Consider the following 24,164-nt stretch of genomic DNA (forward strand, 5'->3'; position numbering starts at 1 on the left):
TCAGTCACTGGGTCTTTAGCTGAACCACCGCTTTCGCAGGCAAGCCAGCTCCCATACGGGTCATGCATCGCCCACAGGATCAACGCCTGGCAGAGTGCGGATGCAAAAAGCCCCGTCACAGGGACAGGGCTTTTTCTTGCAGCTTGCAGCTAAGTGCTGCTCTTAAAACACCACACCCTGGCTACGCAGGTAGTCGTCATAGGTGCCGCTGAAGTCGATCACGCCGCTTGGGCTCAACTCGATGATGCGGGTGGCCAGGGACGATACGAACTCGCGGTCGTGGCTGACGAAGATCAGCGTGCCCGGGTAGTTCTCCAGCGCCAGGTTCAGCGCCTCGATGGATTCCATGTCCAAGTGGTTGGTCGGTTCGTCCATGATCAGCACGTTGGGCTTTTGCAGGATCAGCTTGCCGAACAGCATGCGACCTTGTTCACCACCGGAGATCACTTTGACCGACTTCTGGATTTCGTCGTTGGAGAACAACATGCGGCCTAGGGTGCCACGAATCATTTGCTCGCCTTGGGTCCACTGGCCCATCCAGTCGAACAGGCTCACGTCGTCTTCGAAGTCGTGGGCGTGGTCCTGGGCGTAGTAGCCCAGTTCGGCGGCGTCGGTCCACTTGATGCTACCGGCGTCCGGGGTCAGTTCGTTGACCAGGGTGCGCAGCAGGGTAGTCTTGCCGATACCGTTGGGGCCGATGATCGCCACGCGCTCACCGGCTTCAACCTGGAAGCTGAAATCCTTGAACAGCGGCTTGCCGTCAAAACCTTTGGCCATCTTTTCGACCATGACCGCCTGGCGATGCAGCTTTTTGTTCTGCTCGAAACGGATGAACGGGCTCACACGGCTCGAAGGCTTGACCTCAGCCAGTTGGATCTTGTCGATCGCCTTGGCACGGGATGTGGCCTGCTTGGCTTTCGAGGCGTTGGCCGAGAAGCGGCTGACGAAGGATTGCAGCTCGGAGATCTGCGCTTTCTTCTTGGCGTTGTCCGACAGCAACTGCTCGCGGGACTGGGTCGCCACGGTCATGTATTCGTCGTAGTTGCCCGGGAACAGGCGCAGCTCGCCGTAGTCCAGGTCAGCCATGTGGGTGCACACGCTGTTCAGGAAGTGACGGTCGTGAGAGATGATGATCATCAGGCTGGAGCGCTGGGTCAGGATGTTTTCCAGCCAGCGGATGGTGTTGATGTCCAGGTGGTTGGTCGGTTCGTCGAGCAACAGCACTTCAGGGTCGGAGAACAGCGCCTGTGCCAGCAATACACGCAGCTTCCAGCCTGGAGAGACTTCGCTCATCGGGCCGAAATGCTGTTCCAGGGGAATACCCAGGCCCAGCAGCAGCTCGCCGGCGCGGGATTCGGCGGTGTAGCCGTCCATCTCGGCGAACTCGGTTTCCAGCTCGGCCACAGCCATGCCGTCTTCTTCGCTCATTTCCGGCAGCGAGTAGATGCGGTCGCGTTCGGCCTTGACCTTCCACAGCTCCTCGTGGCCCATGATCACGGTGTCGAGCACGGTGAATTCTTCGTAGGCGAACTGGTCCTGGCGCAGTTTACCCAGGCGCACATTCGGCTCCAGCATGACCTGGCCGCCGGACGGGTCGAGGTCGCCACCGAGGATTTTCATGAAGGTCGACTTGCCGCAACCGTTGGCACCGATCAGACCATAGCGGTTGCCGGCGCCGAACTTGACCGAGACGTTCTCGAAGAGCGGCTTGGCGCCGAACTGCATGGTGATGTTAGCTGTGGAGATCAATTACTTTACCTATCAATGGGTTGCGAGCGTGACGGCAGGTGCCTTCAGGCATGCGTCAACAGCGACATCAAGGCGCGAAACCCGGTCGCTGTACACAAAATTGGGGATGTGTGTTGGAATTTGGCGCGCATTGTCGCATATGTCAGGCGACAGTTGTATGGCGAGCGAAGGATGGTTTTGCCAATGTCTCAGGCATAGCCAGCCACAACAGCATCAAGGCAGCGGCTGCAACCGCTGCCAACGTCAGGAAGGCCGCGTTGTAGCCAGCCTGCTGCACCACGAAACCGGCCAGGCTGTTGCTGAGTGCCGCGCCCAGGCCGAATACGGTGGAGAGGGCGCCCAGGCTGACGTTGAAGCGCCCGGTGCCTTGGGTCAGGTCCTTGACGATCACCGGGAACAGGGCGCCGAAAATGCCGGCGCCGATACCGTCGAGCATCTGCACGGCCACCAGCCAGTAGGGGTCGCTGGATAAGGTATAGAGCACGCCACGCAACGGCAGTATCAGGAAACCTGCAAGCAACAGTGGCTTGCGCCCCCAGATATCGGCCTTGAGCCCGACCAGCCAGGCCATCGGCACCATCACCAACTGTGCGGCGACAATGCAGGCTGACGTCAGCGGGGTGGCCATCTGCAGATTGATCTGCGCCAGTTTCTGGCTGACCAGCGGCAGCATCGCGGCATTGGCCAGGTGAAACAGTGCGCAGCAGATGGCAAACAGTAGCAGCGGTTGGTTGGCCAGCAATGCTTTCAGGCCCGAGGGCTGTTCGTGGTCGGTGTGATGGGCCGGATCAAAACCACGGGCGACCTCATGGTCAATCGCCTTGGCCGGCACGCAACTGACCGCAATGACACTGGCGACGGCCATAAACGCCATCAGGTAGAACACCACCACCGGCCCGAACAGGTAGGCCAGCCCGCCGGCCAGCAACGCGGCCACGGCATTGCCGGCATGGTTGAAAGTCTCGTTGCGCCCGGTACGCCGGGTGAAGGCACGCGGCCCGGTGATCCCCAGCGAAATGGCGGAAATTGCCGGAGCAAAGACAGAGGCAGCAACGGCGCTGGCAGCTTGGGTCAGCGCCACCCAGCCAAATGAACTGACGAAGGGCAGCATCAGGCAACTGCCCGTCACCAATAGCGCGGCAATGGCAACCACCGCGCGTTTGCTGCGAGTGCGGTCGATCAGCGCACCCGCGGGGCCTTGGGTCAGCAAGGCAGCGATGCCTGCCAGGGTCATGACCACGCCAATGCTGGCCGGCTCCCATCGATGGACGGCCAACAGATAGATCGCCAGGTACGGTCCGAGACCGTCGCGCACATCGGCGAGAAAGAAGTTCAGGCTGTCCAGGGATAAAGCGATGCGCAGGTCTGAATGACGGGCCACGGTGCGACCTTCAAGAGCGGCGTTCAGGGGCTGAGCGCGCGTTGGGATAATGACCTGTGGGCTGGGCGATAAGTTTCGCGGTGAGCGAGGGTTTCAGCACGCAAAAAAAAGCCCGCGAGGAGAGGGCGGGCCAAGTGATTCACTGGAGTAGGTAGGCCTGACCTTATAGGTCGAAAAGTGAAGGCCTTGTGAAAATGCCGTGATCAAATCGGATAGCCACGTCTTATATGTCCACCTGTGGCGAGGGAGCTTGCTCCCTTAACGGCCTGCCAGCCACCGCCTTTCTCTTTGACGCCCCGCGTTCCAACATGTGGGAGCTGGCTTGCCTGCGATAGCGGTGTATCAGTGACAGATCAGTTGACTGACCCACCGCTATCGCAGGCAAGCCAGCTCCCACATTTGATCAAGACCGCCGCACAAAGGTGCGCATGGTTTGCCCAGGGCCGGTGCTGAATACAGTGGGCCTGGGCATGCCCTCATCCGCTGCGATAAACACGAAATCATCGCCGTCGAGCCGGTAACTGGCGGGGAGTTGCTTGCCTGCATCTTCGCCGATGGCGTCCGTCCAGGTGATGCTTTTGGGCGTGGTACTGGCGTCCAGTACGAACCGTCCCGCCAATAATATTTCGCCACTGACCGTGGTCACTTCGAAGCGATCCCCCGCAATTGTCGTCATCGCTCCCGGTGCGCTGTGGGCATCCACGGGGTTGAGCACGCCACTGTCTTCAAGGGCTGTTTGTTCCCATGTGCCTTGCAGTGCGTGAAAGTCCGAGGCTGAAAGCGGTGACATGCGAACTCCTTATTGCTGTTCAAAAAAATGTTCAATTGTATTGAGACTGCCACTGTCCCACATGAAGGCGAAATTTTTTTCTTTATAAGACAGGTATTTGACAGCTTTTTCATGTTGGATTGACTACGCTTGCAGTCAGATCAGTCTGATATGGCTGTGTGATTTGGCTTACTCACCGAAATGAAACCGAAATAATCCCTAAGTCTGTGGGATATTTCAGGGGACTGAGTGGTCACATCGCCATCGATCAGCCGTATTCAGGGCGTTGTCCCTGATTTTCGAAGTCATACAGACTTATGAAAGTGATGGCCTTTTAGTATTATTTTAAGGTGTTCTTATTTTGAATCGAACTTCCCCGCTCCCGCCTTCCGCAGCGTCTGACGAAATTGATTTGTTCGAATTGTTTCACGCCATCTGGCGACAAAAGAAGCTGGTGGTCGGGTGTACGCTTCTGGCCGGGGTATTAGGCGCAGGTTATGCCTTCCTGGCACCCAAGACCTATGAGGTCAGCAGTGTGTTACGGCCTGCGGCTATCAACGAGCTGGACGCCTTGAACCGTTCGGAAGTGTATAAGTTGCCGCCTGCCGATGCGCTGCTCAAAGTGGGCGCGCAGTTGGATTCCTATGATGCGCGCCTGGGGTTCTTCAAGGATCATGAGGAGTTGTTCAAAGCGTTCAAGAAACCGGGGCAAACCCTTGAGCAGAGCTTTGAGGCGTTCAACCGCAATTCCGTCAATCTGATTCTGCCCGACCCCAAGAAATCCGATTCATTGAGCAGTTATATCCGTCTGGAGTTGCAATACCCGACCGACGTCGATGGTGTCGCGATCCTCAACGGTTTTGTGGATTACGCCATCGCCGCCGAGCGTCAGCAGGTGGGCGCGGACCTCAAGGTGATCGTCAATAACCGCTTGAGCGAACTCAAGGGCAAGATCGACGCTGCCCGCGCCAACTACGATACCGATAAAGAATCGAAAATCGCCAAGCTGTTGGAAGCTGACCGGCTCAAGCGTGCCCAACTGCAGGATGAACTCAGCGCCCTGCGCCTGCAGATGAAGATGGAACGCACCAACCGCCTCGCCGAGTTGGCTGAGGCTATCAGCATTGCCAAGTCCATGGGCATTCGCACACCAACAACGCCGTCCTCAATGGCCGACTCCACACGCACGGGTTCGAGCCAGGTCATGCGGACCGAGGTGAACAACCAGAAGATCCCGCTGTATTTCATGGGGACCGAGGCGCTGGAAGCCGAACGCACTGCATTGCAGCAGCGTACCAGCGACGATTTCACCAACCCGCGCATTGCCGAGATCGGCAAAGACCTGCAACTGCTGGAAAGCAACCGCGAGGTTGAGGTGCTGCGCAAGCGGGGCAATGAAGACATCTTCTTGCAGGACGTCGAGCCGCTTCGCGCTGAAGTCGCCAGGTTGCGTGGTTTGAATATCGATATGAGCAACCTCAAGCTGGTGACGATTGACCGTCGAGCCCAGGAGCCTCTGTCACCGATAAAGCCGAAAAAGCCGCTGGTTATCGCGTTGAGCCTCGTCGGTGGCCTGTTGCTGGGCCTGATGATTGCGCTGATCCGCTACTTGGTGCGCAACCGCACTCAGGCCGTGCCCTATACGGCATTAGGGGATCGCCGCGAGGGTAAAGATTCGCCGCTGTAACCCTTCAAACGCCCTCAAACAGGCAGGCTCAAGGGCCTGCCTGCTCCTACCCCCAGCACACTCAATAGACAGCTTTTCACAATTCTTAGTTAACCTTTGGTTACAAAGTGTGGCTAAATAACTGCCAATGGTCGCACGCAGGCGGTTATCCCGCCGGCCGTGTCACCTGTATGTGAATTGTGATTTCAGGTGCTGCTTATCCATCCTCGGCCGTTGTGGGCCCGCAGGAGCAGCCTGTTCTCTCCCTGACGTGTGACGAATCCCTTGAAACTCATCATTGTTGCTCTCTACGTTGCTTCCATTGCGTATGTACACCTGCGCGGTCGGGTGCGACACAAGCTGGGTCGCCAACTTAGCGATCACTCGACGTTCCTGGCGCCGATCAACTGTTTCCTGTACCTGTTCTCCAAGCAGCCCAGCCGTCCCTACCTCTCGCCCAGCGACTTTCCAGACCTGAGCCCATTGCAGGAGCACTGGGAAGAGATACGCGAAGAAGGCCAGAATCTGATGCGGACGGGTGAGATCAAACGCTCGGAGCAATACAACGACGTAGGGTTCAACTCGTTTTTCAAGACCGGCTGGAAGCGTTTCTACCTCAAGTGGTACGGCGACAGTCACCCCTCGGCGATGAAGCTGTGCCCACGCACCACCGAGTTGGTGCAAAGCATCGGCTCGATCAAGGCCGCGATGTTCGCCGAACTGCCACCGGGCTCCAAGCTGGTGCGTCACCGCGACCCGTATGCGGGCTCGTACCGCTATCACCTGGGGCTGGATACGCCTAACGATCCAGGCTGCTACATCAACGTGGACGGCGAAAGCTATTACTGGCGCGACGGCGAGCCGGTGATGTTCGACGAGACCTACATTCACTACGCGGAAAACACCACCCAACAGAACCGCATCATTCTGTTCTGTGATATCGAACGGCCGATGAAGTACCGCTGGGCGGCTGCGTTCAACCGCTGGTTCAGCCGCAATGTGATGGCGGCCGCGGGTTCGCCCAACGATGAGGGTGACAAGACCGGCGGCCTCAACCGTGCCTTCACCCGGCTGTACAAGATTCGCCTGCGTGGCAAGGAGCTCAAAAAGCGCAACCGCACGCGCTACTACCTGGAAAAGTGGGCGATCTTTGCCGGTCTGGCGCTGATCTTCCTTCTTATCTGACCTGGCTCAGGGCGCGGATCACCCAGGGGGTTGCGCGCCCAACTTGTCCCACATTTTTTTGCTGATCTTCTGCCGATTGGCATACCCCGCCCACGGGTCGTCCTTCAAAGCCTGCAACCGCTGGTGCAGGTTCGCCACTGTCCACTGTTGGGCGCCGCGCAATCCTTTCAACTCCTCTCGACTCACCGGCACCGACACTGGCAGGCCCGGGCGGGCCCGCACTGAATACGCCGCCACAGTACTGGCGCCGCGGGCGTTGCGCAGGTAATCGATAAATATCTTGCCTACGCGGTTCTTGGGGCCACTGGTGGCGGTAAAGCGTTCGGGCAGTTGGCGGGTCATGAATTGGGCAATGGCTTTGGCGAATGCCTTGATGGTGTCCCAGTTATCGCGCCGGGCCAATGGCACGATCAAGTGCAGGCCCTTGCCGCCGCTGGTTTTGACGAAAGCCTGCAAGCCCAGCTCATCAAGTACCGACAGAGTCAGTTGGGCCGCTTCCAGCATGGCTTTCCAGGGCAAGGCCGGGTCCGGATCGAGATCGAGCACAAACAGGTCGGGCGTTTCAATCTTGTCTGCGGTCGCGCCCCAGGTGTGAAACTCGACCGTACCCATTTGCACCGCACCGACCAGTGCGTCCACGCTGTCTATTTCCATCAGGCGGGCATGGCCTGGATCCAGCGCCGGGTCCAATTGCTTGATGTGGGGGATTGCCATGCGCTCTGAGTGTTTCTGGAAGAACTGCTCACCTTCGATCCCTTCCGGCGCGCGCAGCAGGGACACGGCACGTGCGCGCAGAAAGGGCAGGATCCATTCGCTGATATCGGCGTAGAACTGCGCCAATTGCTGTTTTTGCGTGCCGCTGTGCTTGTCGATAATGCGCTCGGGGTGAGTGATTTTCACGTTCTTCACCGTTGCCTGCGCTTTACCGGCTTTCGATGCCTGCGGTGCCTTGACCGACTTGGCCGCGCGCGGCTGTTCATGAATGATCTGCGAGGCTGGCTTGTCGGTGCGCAGGCTCACAAACGCGGCTTGGCGCACCACGCCTTCACGGGTCCATTCGGCAAATTGCACTTCGCCTACCAGGCTCGGCTCAACCCAATGCACGCCGCGGGCCTGGGCACTGGTCAATGGCTTTTGCAGTGGCGAGTCCTTGCGCTCGAGCGGCGTGAGCTTGGCATAGATAGTTTTCAGCGCCGACTGATCAAAGCCCGTGCCCACGCGCCCGGCATATACCAGGCCGGTGTCATCGTTGACCGCCAACAGCAGCGCCCCAAAGCCGCTGCGCGAACCTTGGGGTCGGGTGTAGCCGACAATCACGAACTCCTGGCGCAGGCGGCATTTGAGCTTGATCCAGTCGGCACTGCGCCGCGACACGTAGGGGCTGCCGGCGCGCTTGCCGATCACGCCTTCGAGCGCCAGGTCACAGGCGCTCTCGAAAATATCGCGCTGGCTGGCGGCAAAGGCTTCGGAGAAGCGCAGCAGTTTGCTTCGGCTGGCGGACAGTGCGGATTTAAGCGCAGCCCGACGCTCTTCGACCGGCTCTTCGCGCTGGTCGCGGCCATTTAAAAAGGGTGCATCGAACAGGTAATAGACGATGTCCAGGCTGCGGCCGATATCGAATGCGTTTTGCAGCGCCTGGAAATCCGGCAGCCCGTCGCCATTGAGGCTGACCACTTCGCCATCCAGCCAACTGTCTTTGAGCTTGAGGGCTTGCAAGGCTTTGCACTGACGCGGCAGGCGCTCGGTCCAGTCGTGGCCGTTGCGGGTGAACAGGCGCACTTCACCGTCGCGAATGCGCGCCATGATGCGGTAGCCGTCGAACTTGATTTCGTAGCGCCAATCACCTTCGGGGGCGCGGTCGACCAAGGTTGCCAGTTGGGGGGCAAACTCGTCAGGCAGGGCAGCGTTGCGCTTGGGCGCTTTGGCTTTTGGCGCGGCCTTGGGTCTGGCCTTGGCCTTGGCTTTTGGCTTGCCCACGACCGCATCGCTGAGCACGCTGGCGGGCTCGGCCTCGACAATATCGAACTCAGAGGCCGGGCGCGCCTGCTGATCGTTTTCCTTGATCAACAGCCACTGCTCCTTGTCACCGCTGCCCGTGAGGCGGGTACGTACCAGCGCCCAGTCACCGGAGAGTTTCTCACCCACCAGGGTGAATTTGAGTTTACCCGCCGCGTAGGCTTTGCGCGGGTCATCGTGGGGTTGCCAGATGCCTCGGTCCCACACGATTACATCCCCCGCACCGTATTGGCCGGTGGGGATACTGCCCTCGAAACTGCCATAGCTCAGTGGGTGGTCTTCAACATGCACCGCCAGGCGTTTCTGGCTCGGGTCCAGGCTTGGGCCCTTGGGCACCGCCCAGCTCAACAGCACGCCATCCAGTTCCAGGCGAAAGTCATAGTGCAGGTTGCGCGCATCATGCTTTTGAATCACAAAGCTCAGGGCCGAAGCGTTACGTTTGCTGGCGGGTGAGCTGCCGGCGGGTTCGGCGGTGATCTTGAAATCGCGCTTGCGGTTGTACTCGCTCAGGGGCTTTGCCATGTCGTTCTCCCGTCAACGGCAGGCTCAAGAGGCCTTGTTATTGGACTTTTTCGCGGCGCTCTTTTTCGCCGCAGGTTTACCAGCCAGGCTGCGTTTGAGCAGTTCGGTCAGGTCGATGACATCCGCGGACTTTCGCTCTTCGCCGCCTTCGGCCGTTTCCACATCTTCGATCTTGCCGGCCTTGGCCTTCTTCGCCACCAGCGCCCTGATCTTGTCCTGGAAGCTGTCACGGTACTCATCGGGCTGCCAATCGGCGCTCATGTCTTCGACCAGGCGCTTGGCCATGTCCAATTCACCTTTGGCCAGGGTCGGCTTTGTCACATCGCTGCCCAATTCCAACTCATCCAGGCTGCGCACTTCGGCGGGCCAGCGCAGCATGACCAGCACCAGCGCCGACTCCAGCGGCATCAACGCAGCCAGGTGTTGCTTGGTGTGCAGCACCACATTGGCCAGGGCGACCTTGCCGGTTTTTTTCAGCGCTTCGCGCAGCAATGCATAGACCTTGCCGCCGCGTTTATCCGGGGCGAGAAAGTAGGGCGTGTCGATGTTTTGCAGGGGGATCTGGTCGCTGGCGACGAAGGCGATGATTTCGATGGTCTGGGTGGACTTGGGGTGGGCCGAGCGAATTTCGTCTTCGCTGAGCACCACATAGCGTCCTTTTTCAAAGGCCACGCCCTTGACGATATTGTCCTTGGTGACTTCCTTGCCGGTGGTTTTGTTGATGCGCTTATAGCCCACCGGGTCCATGCTGCGCTTGTCCAGCCAGTCGAAGTCGACGCCTTGTGAAGAGGTCGCCGAGACCAGCGATACCGGGATGTGAACCAAGCCGAAACTGATGGCGCCTTTCCAGATTGCCCGTGGCATAGGTGTTATTCCTCAACGAAGAGCCTGTGTGCTGGTGACTCGCAGAGCACGGCAAAAGTTTCGGCGGATAGATGCTCGGACAGATCGTGTTACACCTGATGAGAAACTATTTAGTGTCACAACGCGAACCCACGGCGTAGCGTGTTATCGAAAGCACGTAGTACTTGGCATAGAGAGGTTTGGCCATGAACCGTTGTGTACGTCATCTTGCAGCATTGGCGCTGGGCCTGGCCCTTGCGCCATTGGCCCAGGCGCAAAACCTGCCAGGGCGTAGCGACTACGGCCCTATTCACCGGGCCAACCCCAATAGCATGCAGGGCACACAGCCCAATGCACCGGTGGTTCGCAGTATCCAGCCTGTCCCGGAAAACCCGCGGCCGACGCTGGAAAACGGCGGCATCGGCAACCGCTACCCCAAGCAGGAGGCGGCCCCCAGCCGCCCGGCCACCGCACCCAAAGCGCCCACCTATGATGCCAACGGCAATCGCCGCTAAGGATTTCGCCTTATGTTTGTACGTAAAACCCTGCTAGCCGCCCTGTGCGCCAGCGCGTTACTGCCGTTGAGCGCGGCGTATGCCGCCGATAGCCAACAGTTCCCCAGCGAGCAAGGCAGCATCACCGCCACGCCGGTTGCCAAGGGCCTTGACCATCCGTGGGCACTGGCGTTCTTGCCGGACCAGCAAGGTTTCCTGGTGACCGAACTGCCTGGAAACCTGCGTTTTGTGAGCCCGGACGGCAAACTGTCTGCGCCCTTGAAGGGCGTGCCGCAGGTATGGGCCAAAGGGCAGGGTGGGTTGCTGGATGTGGTGCTGTCGCCAGACTTCAAGCAAGACCGCCTGGTGTACCTGTCGTACGCCGAAGGCGGCGGCGAGGGTGGCAAGGCCGGCACAGCCGTAGGGCGTGGGCGTTTGGCGGCCGACTTGAGCGGCTTGGAGGACTTCAAGGTGATACTGCGCCAGGAGCCCAAGCTGTCTACTGGCAACCACTTCGGCTCTCGCCTGGCCTTCGACCGTGATGGCTACCTGTTCGTGACCCTGGGGGAGAACAACGACCGCCCCACAGCCCAGGACCTGGACAAGCTGCAAGGTAAAGTGGTGCGCATCTACCCGGATGGGCGCGTGCCGGATGACAACCCCTTTGTCGGTCAACCCGGCGTGCGTCCGGAGATCTGGTCCTACGGGCAGCGTAACCCCCAGGGGCTGGCCCTGAACCCCTGGAGCGGCACGATCTGGGAACATGAACACGGGCCCCGTGGCGGCGACGAAGTCAATATCATCGAGCGCGGCAAGAACTACGGTTGGCCATTGGCAACCCATGGCATCAACTATTCCCTGCTGCCGATTCCCGAAGCCAAGGGCAAAACGGCAGAGGGCACAGTGGCGCCCCATCATGTCTGGGAGAAATCGCCGGGCATCAGTGGCATGGCGTTCTACGACGCCGACCGATTCAAGGCATGGCAGCACAACCTGTTTATCGGCGCGCTGGCCAGCCAAGAGCTGATTCGGTTGCAGTTCGAGGGGGACAAGGTGATCCACGAAGAACGCTTGTTGGGCGAATTGAAAGCGCGAATTCGCGATGTGCGGCAGGGGCCGGATGGCTTTCTGTATGTGCTGACCGATGAGGATGACGGCGTGTTGTATCGGGTTGGGCTGAATCAGGACTAGAAATGTGGGGGCTGTTAGCAGACGTTGATCCAATTGATGCCCCGCGATCCAAGTGTGGGAGCTGGCTTGCCCGCGAAGGCGGTGTGTCAGGCGCTGAATCTGTTACTGCACCACCGCTTTCGCAGGCAAGCCAGCTCCCACATTGGATATCATTCGGTCTGCAGAATCGGGGTTATAGCCCCAGTTCTGACAGGCCCGGATGCTCATCCGGGCTCTGCCCAGCGGCCAATGGAATTTGCGCTCGCTCTCTTTGATCGGCATATCGTTGATGCAGGCAAAGTGGTTGGCCATCAAGCCGTTCTCGTCGAATTCCCAGTTTTCGTTGCCGTAGGTCTGGCTGAATCAGGACTAAACGTATGGGAGGGCGCTGACAGCAGACGCTGATCTAATTGATGCCCCGCGATCCAAGTGTGGGAGCTGGCTTGCCTGCGAAGGCGGTGTGTCAGGCGCTGAATCTGTTACTGCACGACCGCTTTCGCAGGCGAGCCAGCTCCCACATTGGATCTCATTCGGTCTGCAAAATCGGGGTTATAGCCCCAGTTCTGACAGGCCCGGATGCTCATCCGGGCGCCGCCCCAGCGGCCAATGGAACTTGCGTTCGCTTTCCTTGATTGGCATATCGTTGATGCAGGCAAAGCGGTTGGCCATCAAGCCGTTCTCATCGAACTCCCAGTTCTCATTGCCGTACGAGCGAAACCAGTTACCCGAATCATCGTGCCATTCATAGGCGTAGCGCACGGCGATGCGGTTATCGGTGAAGGCCCACAACTCCTTGATCAGTCGATAATCCAGCTCCTTGGCCCATTTGCGGCTCAGGAACTGCTTGGCTTCTTCGCGGTTATGGGCAAATTCGGCGCGGTTACGCCAGTTCGTATCCAGGGTGTAGGCCAGAGACACGCGTTGTGGGTCGCGGGAGTTCCAGCCGTCTTCGGCCAGGCGGACTTTTTCGATGGCCGAATCGCGGGTAAACGGCGGCAGGGGTGGACGGACTTCTTCTTGGGCTGACATGGGCGGCTCCTCAAAGTAATTAAGGTTGGGTCGAAAGTTGCCTGGTCTGTGAGTTCAAAGTTGCAGTAAGGTCCGCGCCATGCATTGCGCATTATCGGCAGCTGTTGAATCACCCATGACCAGAGCGACGGTAATGGCACCATCGATCAGGATCAGCAGTTGCGCGGCCTGCTGCTCCGGGTCGGGAGTGCCATGTGCTTGGCACAGTTCAAGTGCGTACTCGAACAGTTTGCGTTTATGGGCTTTGGCCAACAGGCGCACCGGGTCCTGGGCGTCGCCGGTTTCACCGCTGGTGTTGATAAAGGCGCAGCCGCGAAAGTCCGCCGAGCCGAACCAGCGCTTGAGCGCGCTGAACAGCTCCAGCAGGCGCTGGCCGCTGTCGTCGCTGCGTTCCACTTCGCTGCGCAGCCACTGCATCCAGCGCTCGTCGCGGCGTTGAAGGGCAGCAATCACCAACTCATCCTTGTTGGCGAAGTAGCGGTAGATACTCTTTCTCGACACACCGGCGGTTTTCACCAGTAAGTCCATGCCGGTGGCAGCAATGCCGTGGCGATAGATCAATTTCTCGGTGACGTCGAGGATGATGTCGCGGGTTTCATTCTGAGTGATATCGTTCATGTTTCGCACAGTAGAACGATCGTTCTTCATGGTCAACTGGTTTTTTGAATTGCCCACTGCGAGACCTGAGCAGCCTCATGGTGTAAGCTTTGGGCCTCTTCGGATTCGACCCATTGCGAGCCCTATGCCGTCGTTCTTCAAACGCTCCCTGTTGCCCAAGCTGCGCGGTTTCCCGTTGTCCAACGAGGCCATTGAAGTGCTACCCAGCACCGACGCCTACCGTCGCTGCTTGTTGGAGAAAATCGCCCAGGCCACGCGGCGTATCTACATCGTTGCCTTGTACTTGCAGCAGGATGAGGCGGGGCAGGAAATCTACGACGCGCTACATGCCGCCAAGGCCGCACGGCCCGAACTGGACATCGTGGTGATGGTTGATTGGCTGCGCGCCCAGCGCGGGTTGATCGGCGCGGGCAAGCAACCGGGCAACAGCGCCTGGTACCAGGCGATGACCCAGCGCCACGCCACCGAAGTACCGGTGTACGGCGTGCCGGTGCAAACCCGCGAGCTGTTCGGCGTGTTGCACCTCAAGGGTTTCGTGATCGATGACAGCGTGCTGTACAGCGGCGCCAGCCTGAACAATGTGTACCTGCACAAGTTCGATAAATACCGCTTCGACCGTTACCATCTGATCCATAGCCAACCCTTGGCCGATTCGATGCAGCACCTGGTGGAACACGGCCTGGTGGCGTCCAAGGCCGTGCATCGCCTGGACCTGCCGAACCCGCCCACCACTCGCAGCCTGCGCAACGATATCGGCGACCTGCGCAGCCGTCTCAAGCATGCGGCCTACGACACTACGGCCGGGCAGTTGCCCAACGGCCATCTGTCGGTCAGCCCATTGCTGGGCGTCGGCAAGAACAACCCGTTGAGCCGGGTAATCCTCGAATTGATCGCCAGCGCCCAGCAGCAACTGACTATTTGCACGCCGTATTTCAACCTCCCATTGCCGGTGACCCGTGAGATCAACCGCGCTCTGGCACGCGGTGTGAAGATCGACATCGTGGTGGGCGACAAGACCGCCAACGATTTCTACATTCCACCCACCGAACCTTTCAAGGTGATTGCGGCGTTGCCGTACCTGTACGAGATCAGTCTGCGACGCTTTGCCAAGCGGCATCAGCCGATGATCAACAGCGGCCAGTTGAACCTGCACTTATGGCGCGACGGCGATAACACCTACCATGTAAAGGGCATGTGGGTGGATGAGCGCTACACCTTGCTCACTGGCAACAACCTCAACCCTCGGGCGTTTCGTCTCGATTTGGAAAACGGCTTGCTGATCGATGATCCACAAGGGCAGTGGCTAGCGCCGCGGCGTACCGAGTTGGCTCAGATCTTCCAGCACGTAACCCGTATCGAGGGCTACCAACAGTTGCAAACGCTGGTGGATTATCCACCCGCGGTGGGCAAGTTCCTGCGCCGGGTCAGTCGAGTGCGCATCGAGCGGTTGCTGTACCGTATTCTGTAGGACTGTTTTCACCGCCTTAGGAGTTTACCTACTCGCATAGCTTGCGTTGGTTGCTACGTTACTTCTCGACGGTTCTTAGGACGAGAACTCTGCCCTTGATTGGTTCAGAGGAAAACAGACATGTCGAGTATCAGCCCTAGTCGCGACACCCTTGCGTTTACGCCGCCGCTACATTCTGTGAGCCCGGCGGCAAACGCCTTCCCCGATCCCGTTGTTCGCAGCAAGCGCGAAGCAGCCTCAAATCCTGCTGTAGATAGTCCCCGCCGATGGACGCTGCAACCTGTGCCCTTGGCGTCGAGCGAGGGTGATCAGCGCCTGCGTAACGAGCTGGCGACATCAGCCACGCGCCACGCGTGGGATTCCCTCGTCCAGATTCCCACCGACAGCACTTTCTACGCAGGCTTTGCCGCTTTGCGCAGTGCGTTCAATACTGATGAAGTCAAGGCGTGGATTATGAGCAAAGGCATGGCCCTGGATACGGTGGTGGTAAAACCGGATTCGATCACAGGGCTGGTCTTAAGCGGTCGCGTGGGAGCGCGAAAGACGTTCACTCTGAACGACGATTCTGGCTGGTGGCAGGTCGGGGCCCGATTGCGCGCCGCTGCCACGGCGCTGGATAGGGCGGGTAATGGAGTGGCTTATGTGCCGGAACAGTCCGACCGGTTTTCTCGCAATGCTGTCTTGCAGTGGCATGACATCACCCCGCCAAAGAATGCCGATGAGTTGGCGTTGGTGCGCGGACATCTGTTGGCGGAGGAATGGTCCGGTTGGTCAGCCGAGACAAAAGGCCGGCTGCAGGGCAGCAGCCTTGCGGCAAGAAAAACCATCGACCGGTTGGATGAGCGTCAATACCTGGCAGGTTGCCTGGCTGATCTGGTTCGCAATCGACCCGACGACGAAGAGGTGTCGCTGGCCGATGCGCAGACGCCGATCGGCGCCACGTCGGTGCTTGCCACAGACGGTGCCGACAAGGCAGCCGTGCGTGATGTACTGATTTCTCACGGCTTCCTCGTACCCAAGACCGCGAAGGAAGTGCGCAATGTCATTCGCTGGTTGCAAGCTGCGGTGGCGCCTGCCCCCGCGCTGGGTAATTACGCGCAATTGCTTGCACGACCATGGGCACCGGGCATGTTGTCTGAAAATGACAAACGTTTGGTAGCTCAGTTCATGCGCGACGATGCCATCAGCCGCAGCGAACCGAGTCTATTGCGCGCCTTGGATTTTCAAGGCGTACTCGATGAGCACACCCCGCAGGAGGTGCGTGCCAACGCCGACAAGATACTGGAGCGGATCCTTGACCAACCGTCAGCCCTGAGCTGGGGCAAGGCCGCTGCTCGCAGTCTGTATTTTCAGGGCACGTCCGGTACTTATGACTTATCGACCCTCGAAGCCAAGCAGTGGGAACTCACGGCGGCTCTGCTGCAGATCGACCCCGAGATGCCTCGGCGCCCTGGAAACGTTGCCGGTTATGACATCTATCAGCCCGCCAACAGTGGACGGACGATGGCGTCGGTACGCGCTGAAATCGAGACCCAACTGGCTCAGAACACCTTGCTCGATCCAAAGACGGTACCGCTGGCCGCGCATCTGTTGTTGGCCAGTAGCGCGCCCGAGTTTCTGGTCCGGGATATCCCTTCCACGATGCGGATAGGCTCGGTGGAATGGGCCGACTTTCGCCTGGGGGTCACGTTTGCCGAGCGTCAAGGTGGGCCTGGTTGCTCGCGGCGCATGAGCTACACCGAAATTATGGGGCTCAGCCGGCTGAGCACCAGTACGCCGGGCGAAGCGGCGGTATTGGATAATTATGGGATCGACGTGTTACTCGATTGGGGCTTGATGCGCGGGCTTTATGAAAAGCCAGTGGATGGCCGCTACACACAGCAGCACCATCTGCAGGCCATCACGGCTTTCAATGAGGAGTGCGAGCAACTCGTTTATGCGTTGGAGCAGTTCAACCTGCCGCTGCCTATACGAGAAGACTCGGCGATCAGGAACTTGCAGACAGTATTTCCAGGCCTGAGCGCGGAACAGTTGAAAGCCATGCGGGTATACATCGCAGACCCGGATGAACGCCGCAACATGAAGCTGTCCGAGCCGAGAACGCGTACGCTGATCGAGACGTACATGACCGGCGACCTTACAAGGGACCGGTGGATGCTGCTGGCGCCCGGGGAGCAGCCGCCACAACCAGCCCGGCGCACCTCTCCATTTGTCATACCGCGGCTGAGCGCATCCGACCAGGCAGCCGTTGATGCCAACGTGCAAGCGTTGAACGCCAGGATCGCCCGTTTACCGGATGTGCAGGCCCAGTTGCCCGGTGAAGTCGATGCCTACCTGGACAAACTCAAGCAGGGTTTGAGCATCGCCACAAGACGCATGATCGCCCAACTGTCGTTGGCTGATCGCCAAGCCTTGGAGTGGGGGGACGTGGACCTGTTTGCCTTGCGCGAGGCAACCGATAGCGTGCCTGAGATAGATGTAACACCGGAGCAGGTCGAGGAGCGCAGAGGGCGAAAGGGCACGCTGATACGCTGTAATTACAACGGGGTAATCAGCTACTTCGAGGTGTTCCCGGACAAGCTGTTGATCGTCAAGCGCGAAGACCTGCCGCGTGATTTGGCCCTCGGGGGGACCTTTCAAACGGTGCCGAAGACGTATGGGCCTTGGGCGGTGTCAGAGCTTCCCGTGCGGCTGGGCGCGGTGGAACCATTTGATTTTGCCGCTTACAGCTCCAATGCCTTGCCCAGGCCCGGTGTGACCTCGCCAGGTGTCATTATTGATAAGCTGGGCGAGACCCTGCACGCTACGCCGGTCCCTGTGCAGGGCGAGGCATCCAACCAGGTGCCTAACAGTTTTTCGTCGCCCCGCACCCGGTCAATTGTCGATCGGATCATGCAGGGCAATTTTATCCATCATCGTGCCAGCGTGCTGAAGGTCGCGCACGGCATGTTGCCGCTGGAACAAAAGCGCGAAATGTTGCGCCGCAACGACAGTATTTTGTTGAGCATGATCCCGTTTGTCGGGGCCGTTATTGACCTGACCAAAGGCAACATCGTTGAAGGGATGCGCGGGCTGATCATCGACACCGCCGGGGCATTCGCAGGTGGGGCATTTGGAACCTTGAAACCGCTCGTCAAGTCCACAAAAGCTGTGGCTCCCTTCGGCGTCAAGGCGTTTCGCGTACTGGAAAAGGGGGTTGAGGTGGTCAGTGGCTTCTTGAACCCACTGGATGGCGCGGCAGATTTGATGGCCGCTGGAGGGAAAGGGCTCGTCGCGCTGCCTAAAGCGTTAGGCAGGGCATCGAACCCCTCAGTGCTTTTAAAGCTTGGCGTGGTGGAAGAAAAACTGCGCACTTGCCTGGGTGTATCAAACCAGTTGCAGGCGCCGCACAATGTCCAGGAGCAGGCGGTTCAGCCTGCTATTCATAACGGACACAACCATTCGATACCGGTGTACGCGGTACAGACCGATGGACGTTGGTACGCGACCCATCCGAAGACCGGGTTACCGACCGGCACGCCGCTGGACGGGTTTAAAGCACTGCCCGCATGACGACCTGAAATACTTCAGGCAGCGCCCTCGCCGTGTCACGTACGGGGGGCGCTTTCGATCAGTTGAGTCCCAACTTCCCACGCAGAGTGGACAAATCTTCCGCCAGTGTATTGACCGGGCCCACTAAAGCCCTACGGTCGTTTTCCTTGACTTTGTCGTAGGTCTCGAAGCCGCCATCCGAGGTCTTGTATTTGGCCAGGATCTTGTCCACGGCGGCGAAGTTTTTATCGACCTTGGCCAAAAATGCCTTGTCTTGGTGGTCGATCTGGCCACGGAACAGGTCGACGATTTTCTTTGCACCGTCGATGTTGCCTTGGAAGTCGTACAGGTCGGTATGGCTGTAACGGTCTTCCTCACCGGAAATCTTGGTGGCGGCGACTTCCTCAAGCAGCGCTGCGGCGCCGCCGACGACTTTTTCCGGCGGGAAGGTCAGGCCGTCAACCCGGGTTTTCAGGTCCAGCACGTCCTTGTTGAGTTTATCGGCCAGGGCGGCGAGGCCCTGGGTGGTGTTCTCGGAGAACAGGCTGTACTCGATGCGGTGGAAACCGGTGAAGTCTTCGGCCTTCACGCCTTTCTCGTGATCGTCGACGCGTGAGTCGATGGACGCGTCGAGGTCGCTGAACAGCTCGGCGATCGGCTCGATGGACTCATAGTGCACGCGAGTCGGCGCGTAGAGCTTCTTGGCGGTGGCCAGGTCGCCTTTATTGATGGCGTCAGTAAACGCCTGGGTCTGGGTGACCAGCTCCGCGATTTCTTCGGTGACGTAGATTTTGTAATCCGACACCGGGCCCACCAGGTCCAACGGCGCAGTAGCGGCGAAGCTTGCCAGTGGCGAGAGGCTGAGTAACAACAACGCGATAGACGACTTCTTCATGGGAGACATTCCGCTGTGGGGTGTTTTAGGTCTTGGCAGGGGGGTGAGGGTGCGTTGCGGCGAGCAGCGTGCGTCCGATGAAATCCTTGGGCCCGGTGACACCCGGCAAGGTAAAGAAATACCCGCCACCCACTGGCTTGAGGTACTCCTCCAGCGGTTCGCCGTTGAGCCGGGTTTGCACGCTGATAAAGCCTTTCTCCAGGTCAGCCTGGTAGCAGATGAACAACAAGCCCATGTCCAGTTGACCGTTTTTGTTGACACCGTTGGAGTAGTTGAACGGCCGCCGCAGGATCAGGTTGGCCTGGGTCTGCGGGGTACGCGGGTTGGCCAGGCGGATGTGAGCATCAAGCTTGGTCAACTTGCCTTGCGGGTCCTTGCGGTAGTCCGGGACCTGGGTTTCGTGCTGGCCGTCCATGGGCGCGCCCGTGGGTTTGATACGGCCGATGATGCTTTCCTGTTCTTGCAGCGGGGTGCGATCCCAGCGCTCGACAAAGTTACGGATGATGCGCACGGCCTGGTAACTGCCATGGGCGGCCCAGGCCGGCTCGTCGCTGGTGGGCTGTACCCAGACGATCTGGTCCATGGCCTTGTCATCGTTGGAGTTGGGGTTGGCCGAGCCATCGCGAAAGCCCAGGAAGTTGCGCGCACTCTGTGCCGGTTCGCCGGGCTTGGCCGGTGCCTGGGGCGGCACGCTGCCTTCTTGCTTCCAGCGCACCAGCAGCAGGTCGGGCAGGTTTTTGACGATGTCGCGCAGCGCGTGGATGTTGGTGTCTGGGGTGTTGGAGCTGAACTGCAGGCTCAGGTCGCCGTGACACTGCGCCGGTTCCAGTGCATCGTTGGGAAAGCCGACCATGCGACTCAGGCGCTTGGGCTTGGCGGCGGCAAGGCCGAAGCGTTCGTCGAACAACGACTCACCGACCGATACTGTAATGGTCAGGTTATCCGGTGTGACCACAGGGCCAAGGATGCCGGAATCGGTGGGCGGCAATTTCGGGTCGACCTGGGGCACGGTGCCGCCGGTCATCAGGAATGCGATGCGCTCGTTGAGGGTGCGGAACAGACGTTCCAGGTCTTGGCGGTCGCTGGCCAGTACATCGAACGCCACGACCATGCCGCAGGCCGGGCGCGGGGTGACGATGCCGCTTTGGTGCTTGCCGAAAAACGCCTGGTGGTCCTGGGTCTTGTCACTGCGCGGTGCGGTGGTGACTTGCTCAGCCGCTGCCGCCATCGCCGGGCAGGTCAGGCTGCTGCCGGCAATCGCAGCGCCGGTGGCCGCCATGCCCAACAGGACGCGGCGACGTTGGAGGTCAAACTGTTCTGTATCACTCATGTATGCGGTCGTCTTCACTGCAGGCCGGAAAGGCCAAGGGCGGGGTCGATTCCATCGAGTGCAACGGCCAGTGCCTTGGCCTTGTCGCCGATCTGCTTGCGCTGATCGGCTGTAACCTTGTCGTAGCTGGGGTAGCGGTCATTCACCTTGAGCCCGTCGAGTTCGCTGTCGAAGGCGTTGAGCGCGCTGTCGATAGCGGGCAACAGGTCGGCGGCGGACTTGACCAGCAACGGACGCATCAGGTCGACCACCTTGCGCGCGACCTGCTGATTGGCGGCAAAGCCGTTCAAGTCGATGTGGCTGTAGCGTTCCTCTTCACCGCTCGCCGCCCGCACGTCCGCCAGGCTGTTGAGGTTGCGGACCACGATGCTCACCAGTTGCTCCGGGGGCAGGGACTGGGCCAGTAATTGCTGCTTGAGCGTGGTGACGTCGGTAACCAGGCGTTGGGCGACCGGCGCGAGGCCATCAAGGCTGTGTTGCTGGAACAGGCTGTATTCGAGGCGGTGGAAGCCGCTGAAGGCGGGGTCCTGCTCGCGCTTTTCAAAATAATCGGCGCGGGCATTGATCGCGTTATCCAATTCGGCCAGACGCTGAGACGCCGGCGCCAGGCGCTGATACGCCTCGCGCGCCGGTACATACAGCGCCTGGGCCTGGCCCAGGTCGCCGGCGGCGATGGCCTGTTGCAGGACCGTTACGGCCTTGACCAGCGCACCGCCTTGGCTGCTCAGGTACACGCGAAACTCCGACAACGGGCCGATAAAGGCCACCATGGACGGCTTGGCCTTGGCCTGGGCGTCAGACTCTGCCGTGGGCGTGACATGCAAGGTGCCGCGCGGGTTGCTCAGCAGGCCACAGGTAATGGCGTAGTCGCCGGGCAGCAGGTTGGCGTTGATCACTTGGCTCAGGCCTGGGGCGATGTTTTCCCGCTCTTCGACCACCAGCACGCCGTCGAGGATTTCCCACTCCACCGCGCGGTCGGAGCGGTTGATGATGCGAAAGCTGGCATGCCCGGCTGGTACCGTCAGGGCGTTGGGTTCGCAGGCGTGGCCGTGGATGGTCACCGCGATTTCATTGTGGTTGGTCTGGCGCTTGCCGGCGGCCAATTGCGAGGCGTAGTAGAACAGGCCTGCGGCGGCGATCATCACCACCACCGAGCCGGCCACGCCCCAGCGCAGGGCGCGGGACGGCGGGGCCGATTGAGGGGTTGGGTTGGACAAGAGACGGTCCTTACTGGCTGGAAACGGAAGAAGTGTTGGCAACGGGCTGGGAGGAGGCCGAGGGCAGGAAGAACATCACCAGGGCCACCACCAGGTAAATCAGATAGGCGCCCAGGGTGCTCACGGTCGGCGCCTCCTGGTAACCGAACATACCGGCCAGTACCGAACCGAGCGGGCTGTCCATGGGCAACGCAGCGCTGAAGTCGAATAGCACGGTCTGCCAGTGATTCCACACGCCGGCTTCATGCAGGGCTTGCACCGAATTGGCGAGAATGCCGGCCGCGACCACCAGGATGAACAGGCCGGTCCAGCGGAAAAACGCACTGAGGTTCAGGCGCATGCTGCCGGAATAAATCAGCAAACCCACGACAATGGCCAGGGCCAGGCCAAGCAGGGCGCCCACCGGAGCGCCCGGACCTTCGCTTTGCTGGAACACGGCCAACAGGAAGAACACCGTCTCCAGCCCTTCGCGGGCCACGGCGAAAAACACCATGGCGATCAGGGCGAACACCTGGTGCCTGGAGCCGGCCAACGCATGGTCGAGGGATTCATGCAGCGAGTGTTTAATCGAGCGCGCCACTTTGCGCATCCAGAACACCATGGAACTGAGGATGCCCACGGCCACCAGCCCGACGACACCTTCAAACAATTCCTGCTGCTTTTGCGGGAATTCCGCACTGACCAACTCCAGGCCGCCGCCCACCAACAGCGCCAGTGCTGCCGCCAGGAATACGCCGATCCACACCGCAGGCATCCATTGGCCACGCCCGGTCTGTTGCAGGTAACTGGCGATAATGCCAACGATTAATGCCGCTTCAATGCCTTCGCGCAGCATGATTAAAAAAGGAACGAGCATCGGGCACCCGGGCACAACTAGTTAGGGAGCTAAGTTGTAACATAATGATACTCATTGCTAAACAAGAAATATTGACCTTTGCTGAACGTGGGCTGAACGGTGGTGGCGAAGCGCAACCGCCTTTATGATGCAGACCACCCAGACTGCAGCCGGACAGTTCAACGCCCCATGTCGGAAAAAGACACTATCTCCATCCACCTTGTGCGCGAAGCGCTGTTGCATAGTTGCGCGCCGGGAGCGGCCACCGTTGAGGCATTGAGCAAAGTCGGGATTGACCCGGCGTTGCTTGAGCAGCCCGACGCTCGCGTGGCGGCCACGGCCTATGCACGCCTGTGGCGCTTGCTGGCGCGGCGCAGGGACGACGAGTTTTTTGGCATGGACCCACGCACACTCAAGTCCGGTAGCCTGGCGTTCCTGTGTCGCGCCTCCATGGCGCAACCCAGCCTGGCGGCCGGCCTGGAAACCGGCTTGGGGTTTCTCTCGTTGATGCTGGAGCATCTGCCGGCCCAACTGGTTCGCCAACAGAGTCTGGCGGAGATTGTCCTGCTCGAACCTGATGAGCCAAAACGCGCTTTTACCTATTTCACTTATTGGATGATCGTCCACGGCGTCGCCTGCTGGCTGGCGGGGCGGCGCATCCCGATCCTCGCCATTGAACTGCGTTGCGCGCAGCCGGACTTCTGTGACGATTACCGGGTGATGTTTTCTGACAACCTGCGCTTTGACCGACCACGCACACGCATGATTTTTTCAGCCGATTGTCTCGACCTGCCGATCAAGCGCAGTCCGGAAGAACTCAAGCGCTTCCTTGCCCGTGCGCCGGCCAACATCCTGGTCAAATACCGCGATCCCGAAAGCCTCGCCACCCGCATCAAGCACGACCTGCGCCAGATGCCGCCCCATACCTGGCCTGAAACCGAGGGCCTTGCGGCCAGCTTGTGCATTTCCGCTTCCACACTGCGCCGCCGCCTGGCAGAGGAGGGGCAGACTTATCAGGGCCTCAAAGACGGTGTACGCAAGGAGCTGGCGATTGTGTGGCTGGCTGAACCGCAGATCAGTTTTGCCGAGATTGCGTCGCGGTTGGGGTTTGCCGATACCAGTTCGTTCTACAAGGCGTTCCGCAAGTGGTCCGGGTCCAATCCGGGGCACTTGCGCAGCCTGATTCTGCGCGACGCGAGTTGAATCGGCGGCAATTAGCGTAGCGAAAGGTCTGGCTTGCGCCTCGTCTTTTTCCTATGGAGCCAGCGCAGACCTTCTCTCAGTCTGGAAACCCTTATTGAACGCTGGGTCATGGACGTGTTATCAAAAGTTCCTGCAGCAATACCTCTTCTCTCTTCAGCGCGTTTCGGTCCCCCACCTTTTGTTACCCCCCCTGAGGTCTCGTCATCGTGGGTTGCCGGGTCGGATCCCGCGCAACACAGACTC

General features: G+C 59.7%; 18 protein-coding genes and 1 pseudogene. 7 read left to right on the forward strand and 12 right to left on the reverse strand.

From position 1 onward, the window contains the following. Positions 1-162 precede the first annotated feature (162 nt). The 3 genes from GIV35_RS16300 to GIV35_RS16310 form a co-directional block, all read right to left on the reverse strand. Entirely contained in the window at positions 163-1,749 is a 1,587-nt protein-coding gene (locus GIV35_RS16300) for an ABC-F family ATPase (protein WP_003191057.1), read from the reverse strand. A 142-nt stretch (positions 1,750-1,891) separates the two neighbouring features. Further along, positions 1,892-3,130, reverse strand: a complete 1,239-nt coding sequence (locus GIV35_RS16305; RefSeq protein WP_198715213.1) for an MFS transporter — start codon at positions 3,128-3,130, stop codon at positions 1,892-1,894. A 403-nt stretch (positions 3,131-3,533) separates the two neighbouring features. After that, the gene (locus GIV35_RS16310; RefSeq protein WP_198791634.1) at positions 3,534-3,920 is read right to left on the reverse strand and encodes a TIGR03067 domain-containing protein; all 387 of its coding nucleotides are present in this window, start codon (positions 3,918-3,920) and stop codon (positions 3,534-3,536) included. A 340-nt stretch (positions 3,921-4,260) separates the two neighbouring features. Between GIV35_RS16310 and GIV35_RS16315 the strand changes: the two genes are divergently transcribed. Both GIV35_RS16315 and lpxO read left to right on the forward strand, forming a co-directional pair. Continuing rightward, on the forward strand, positions 4,261-5,586 hold the full coding sequence (locus GIV35_RS16315) for a Wzz/FepE/Etk N-terminal domain-containing protein (protein WP_202691671.1): 1,326 nt from the start codon (positions 4,261-4,263) through the stop codon (positions 5,584-5,586). Between the two features lie 264 nt (positions 5,587-5,850). Then, complete coding sequence (lpxO, locus tag GIV35_RS16320; protein WP_236264964.1) at positions 5,851-6,750, forward strand: lipid A hydroxylase LpxO; 900 nt, start codon at positions 5,851-5,853, stop codon at positions 6,748-6,750. A gap of 18 nt (positions 6,751-6,768) precedes the next feature. Here the strand turns inward: lpxO and ligD are convergent, their stop codons facing one another. Both ligD and ku read right to left on the reverse strand, forming a co-directional pair. Continuing rightward, entirely contained in the window at positions 6,769-9,288 is a 2,520-nt protein-coding gene (gene ligD / locus GIV35_RS16325; protein WP_223023402.1) for a DNA ligase D, read from the reverse strand. A 24-nt stretch (positions 9,289-9,312) separates the two neighbouring features. Continuing rightward, on the reverse strand, positions 9,313-10,152 hold the full coding sequence (gene ku / locus GIV35_RS16330; RefSeq protein WP_034127353.1) for a non-homologous end joining protein Ku: 840 nt from the start codon (positions 10,150-10,152) through the stop codon (positions 9,313-9,315). Positions 10,153-10,337: 185 nt separating this feature from the next. Between ku and GIV35_RS16335 the strand changes: the two genes are divergently transcribed. Further along, positions 10,338-10,646, forward strand: a complete 309-nt coding sequence (locus tag GIV35_RS16335; protein ID WP_223023401.1) for a hypothetical protein — start codon at positions 10,338-10,340, stop codon at positions 10,644-10,646. Positions 10,647-10,658: 12 nt separating this feature from the next. Next, positions 10,659-11,816, forward strand: coding sequence for a PQQ-dependent sugar dehydrogenase (locus GIV35_RS16340; RefSeq protein WP_223023400.1), 1,158 nt, complete (start codon positions 10,659-10,661; stop codon positions 11,814-11,816). A gap of 172 nt (positions 11,817-11,988) precedes the next feature. Here GIV35_RS16340 and GIV35_RS16345 read toward each other — a convergent pair. The 3 genes and pseudogenes from GIV35_RS16345 to GIV35_RS16355 all read right to left on the reverse strand — a co-directional run. Further along, a pseudogene (locus tag GIV35_RS16345) lies at positions 11,989-12,152 on the reverse strand (DUF1348 family protein); the annotation flags it as partial. A gap of 192 nt (positions 12,153-12,344) precedes the next feature. Next, positions 12,345-12,824, reverse strand: coding sequence for a nuclear transport factor 2 family protein (locus tag GIV35_RS16350; RefSeq protein WP_060764364.1), 480 nt, complete (start codon positions 12,822-12,824; stop codon positions 12,345-12,347). 54 nt (positions 12,825-12,878) lie between these two features. Next, positions 12,879-13,442: a TetR/AcrR family transcriptional regulator gene (locus GIV35_RS16355; protein WP_089041609.1), complete on the reverse strand. Its 564-nt coding sequence runs from the start codon at positions 13,440-13,442 to the stop codon at positions 12,879-12,881. A gap of 124 nt (positions 13,443-13,566) precedes the next feature. Between GIV35_RS16355 and pssA the strand changes: the two genes are divergently transcribed. Next, the gene (gene pssA, locus GIV35_RS16360) at positions 13,567-14,910 is read left to right on the forward strand and encodes a CDP-diacylglycerol--serine O-phosphatidyltransferase (protein ID WP_198715460.1); all 1,344 of its coding nucleotides are present in this window, start codon (positions 13,567-13,569) and stop codon (positions 14,908-14,910) included. 120 nt (positions 14,911-15,030) lie between these two features. Beyond that, on the forward strand, positions 15,031-18,462 hold the full coding sequence (locus tag GIV35_RS16365; protein WP_236304351.1) for a hypothetical protein: 3,432 nt from the start codon (positions 15,031-15,033) through the stop codon (positions 18,460-18,462). Positions 18,463-18,520: 58 nt separating this feature from the next. On the opposite strand, the gene efeO (GIV35_RS16370) is transcribed toward GIV35_RS16365, so the two are convergent. From efeO (GIV35_RS16370) to efeU, 4 genes are read right to left on the reverse strand one after another with little or no spacing between them, the layout of a single operon-like run. Next, positions 18,521-19,336 (reverse strand): iron uptake system protein EfeO, encoded by an 816-nt coding sequence (gene efeO, locus GIV35_RS16370; protein WP_105226764.1) that lies wholly within the window; start codon positions 19,334-19,336, stop codon positions 18,521-18,523. A 25-nt stretch (positions 19,337-19,361) separates the two neighbouring features. Beyond that, positions 19,362-20,666: an iron uptake transporter deferrochelatase/peroxidase subunit gene (efeB, locus tag GIV35_RS16375; protein WP_034127406.1), complete on the reverse strand. Its 1,305-nt coding sequence runs from the start codon at positions 20,664-20,666 to the stop codon at positions 19,362-19,364. Positions 20,667-20,680: 14 nt separating this feature from the next. Beyond that, a complete protein-coding gene (gene efeO, locus GIV35_RS16380; protein WP_236264567.1) occupies positions 20,681-21,883 on the reverse strand; it encodes an iron uptake system protein EfeO in 1,203 nt (400 codons plus the stop codon). Between the two features lie 10 nt (positions 21,884-21,893). Then, the gene (gene efeU / locus GIV35_RS16385; RefSeq protein ID WP_197880406.1) at positions 21,894-22,739 is read right to left on the reverse strand and encodes an iron uptake transporter permease EfeU; all 846 of its coding nucleotides are present in this window, start codon (positions 22,737-22,739) and stop codon (positions 21,894-21,896) included. 168 nt (positions 22,740-22,907) lie between these two features. Here efeU and GIV35_RS16390 point away from each other — a divergent pair, with 168 nt between their 5' ends. After that, complete coding sequence (locus tag GIV35_RS16390) at positions 22,908-23,921, forward strand: AraC family transcriptional regulator (protein WP_054895923.1); 1,014 nt, start codon at positions 22,908-22,910, stop codon at positions 23,919-23,921. The last annotated feature ends 243 nt before the right edge of the window (positions 23,922-24,164 follow it).

It is taken from the genome of Pseudomonas sp. PA-1-6B, from assembly GCF_021609545.1.
GTDB lineage: Bacteria > Pseudomonadota > Gammaproteobacteria > Pseudomonadales > Pseudomonadaceae > Aquipseudomonas > Aquipseudomonas fluorescens_BV.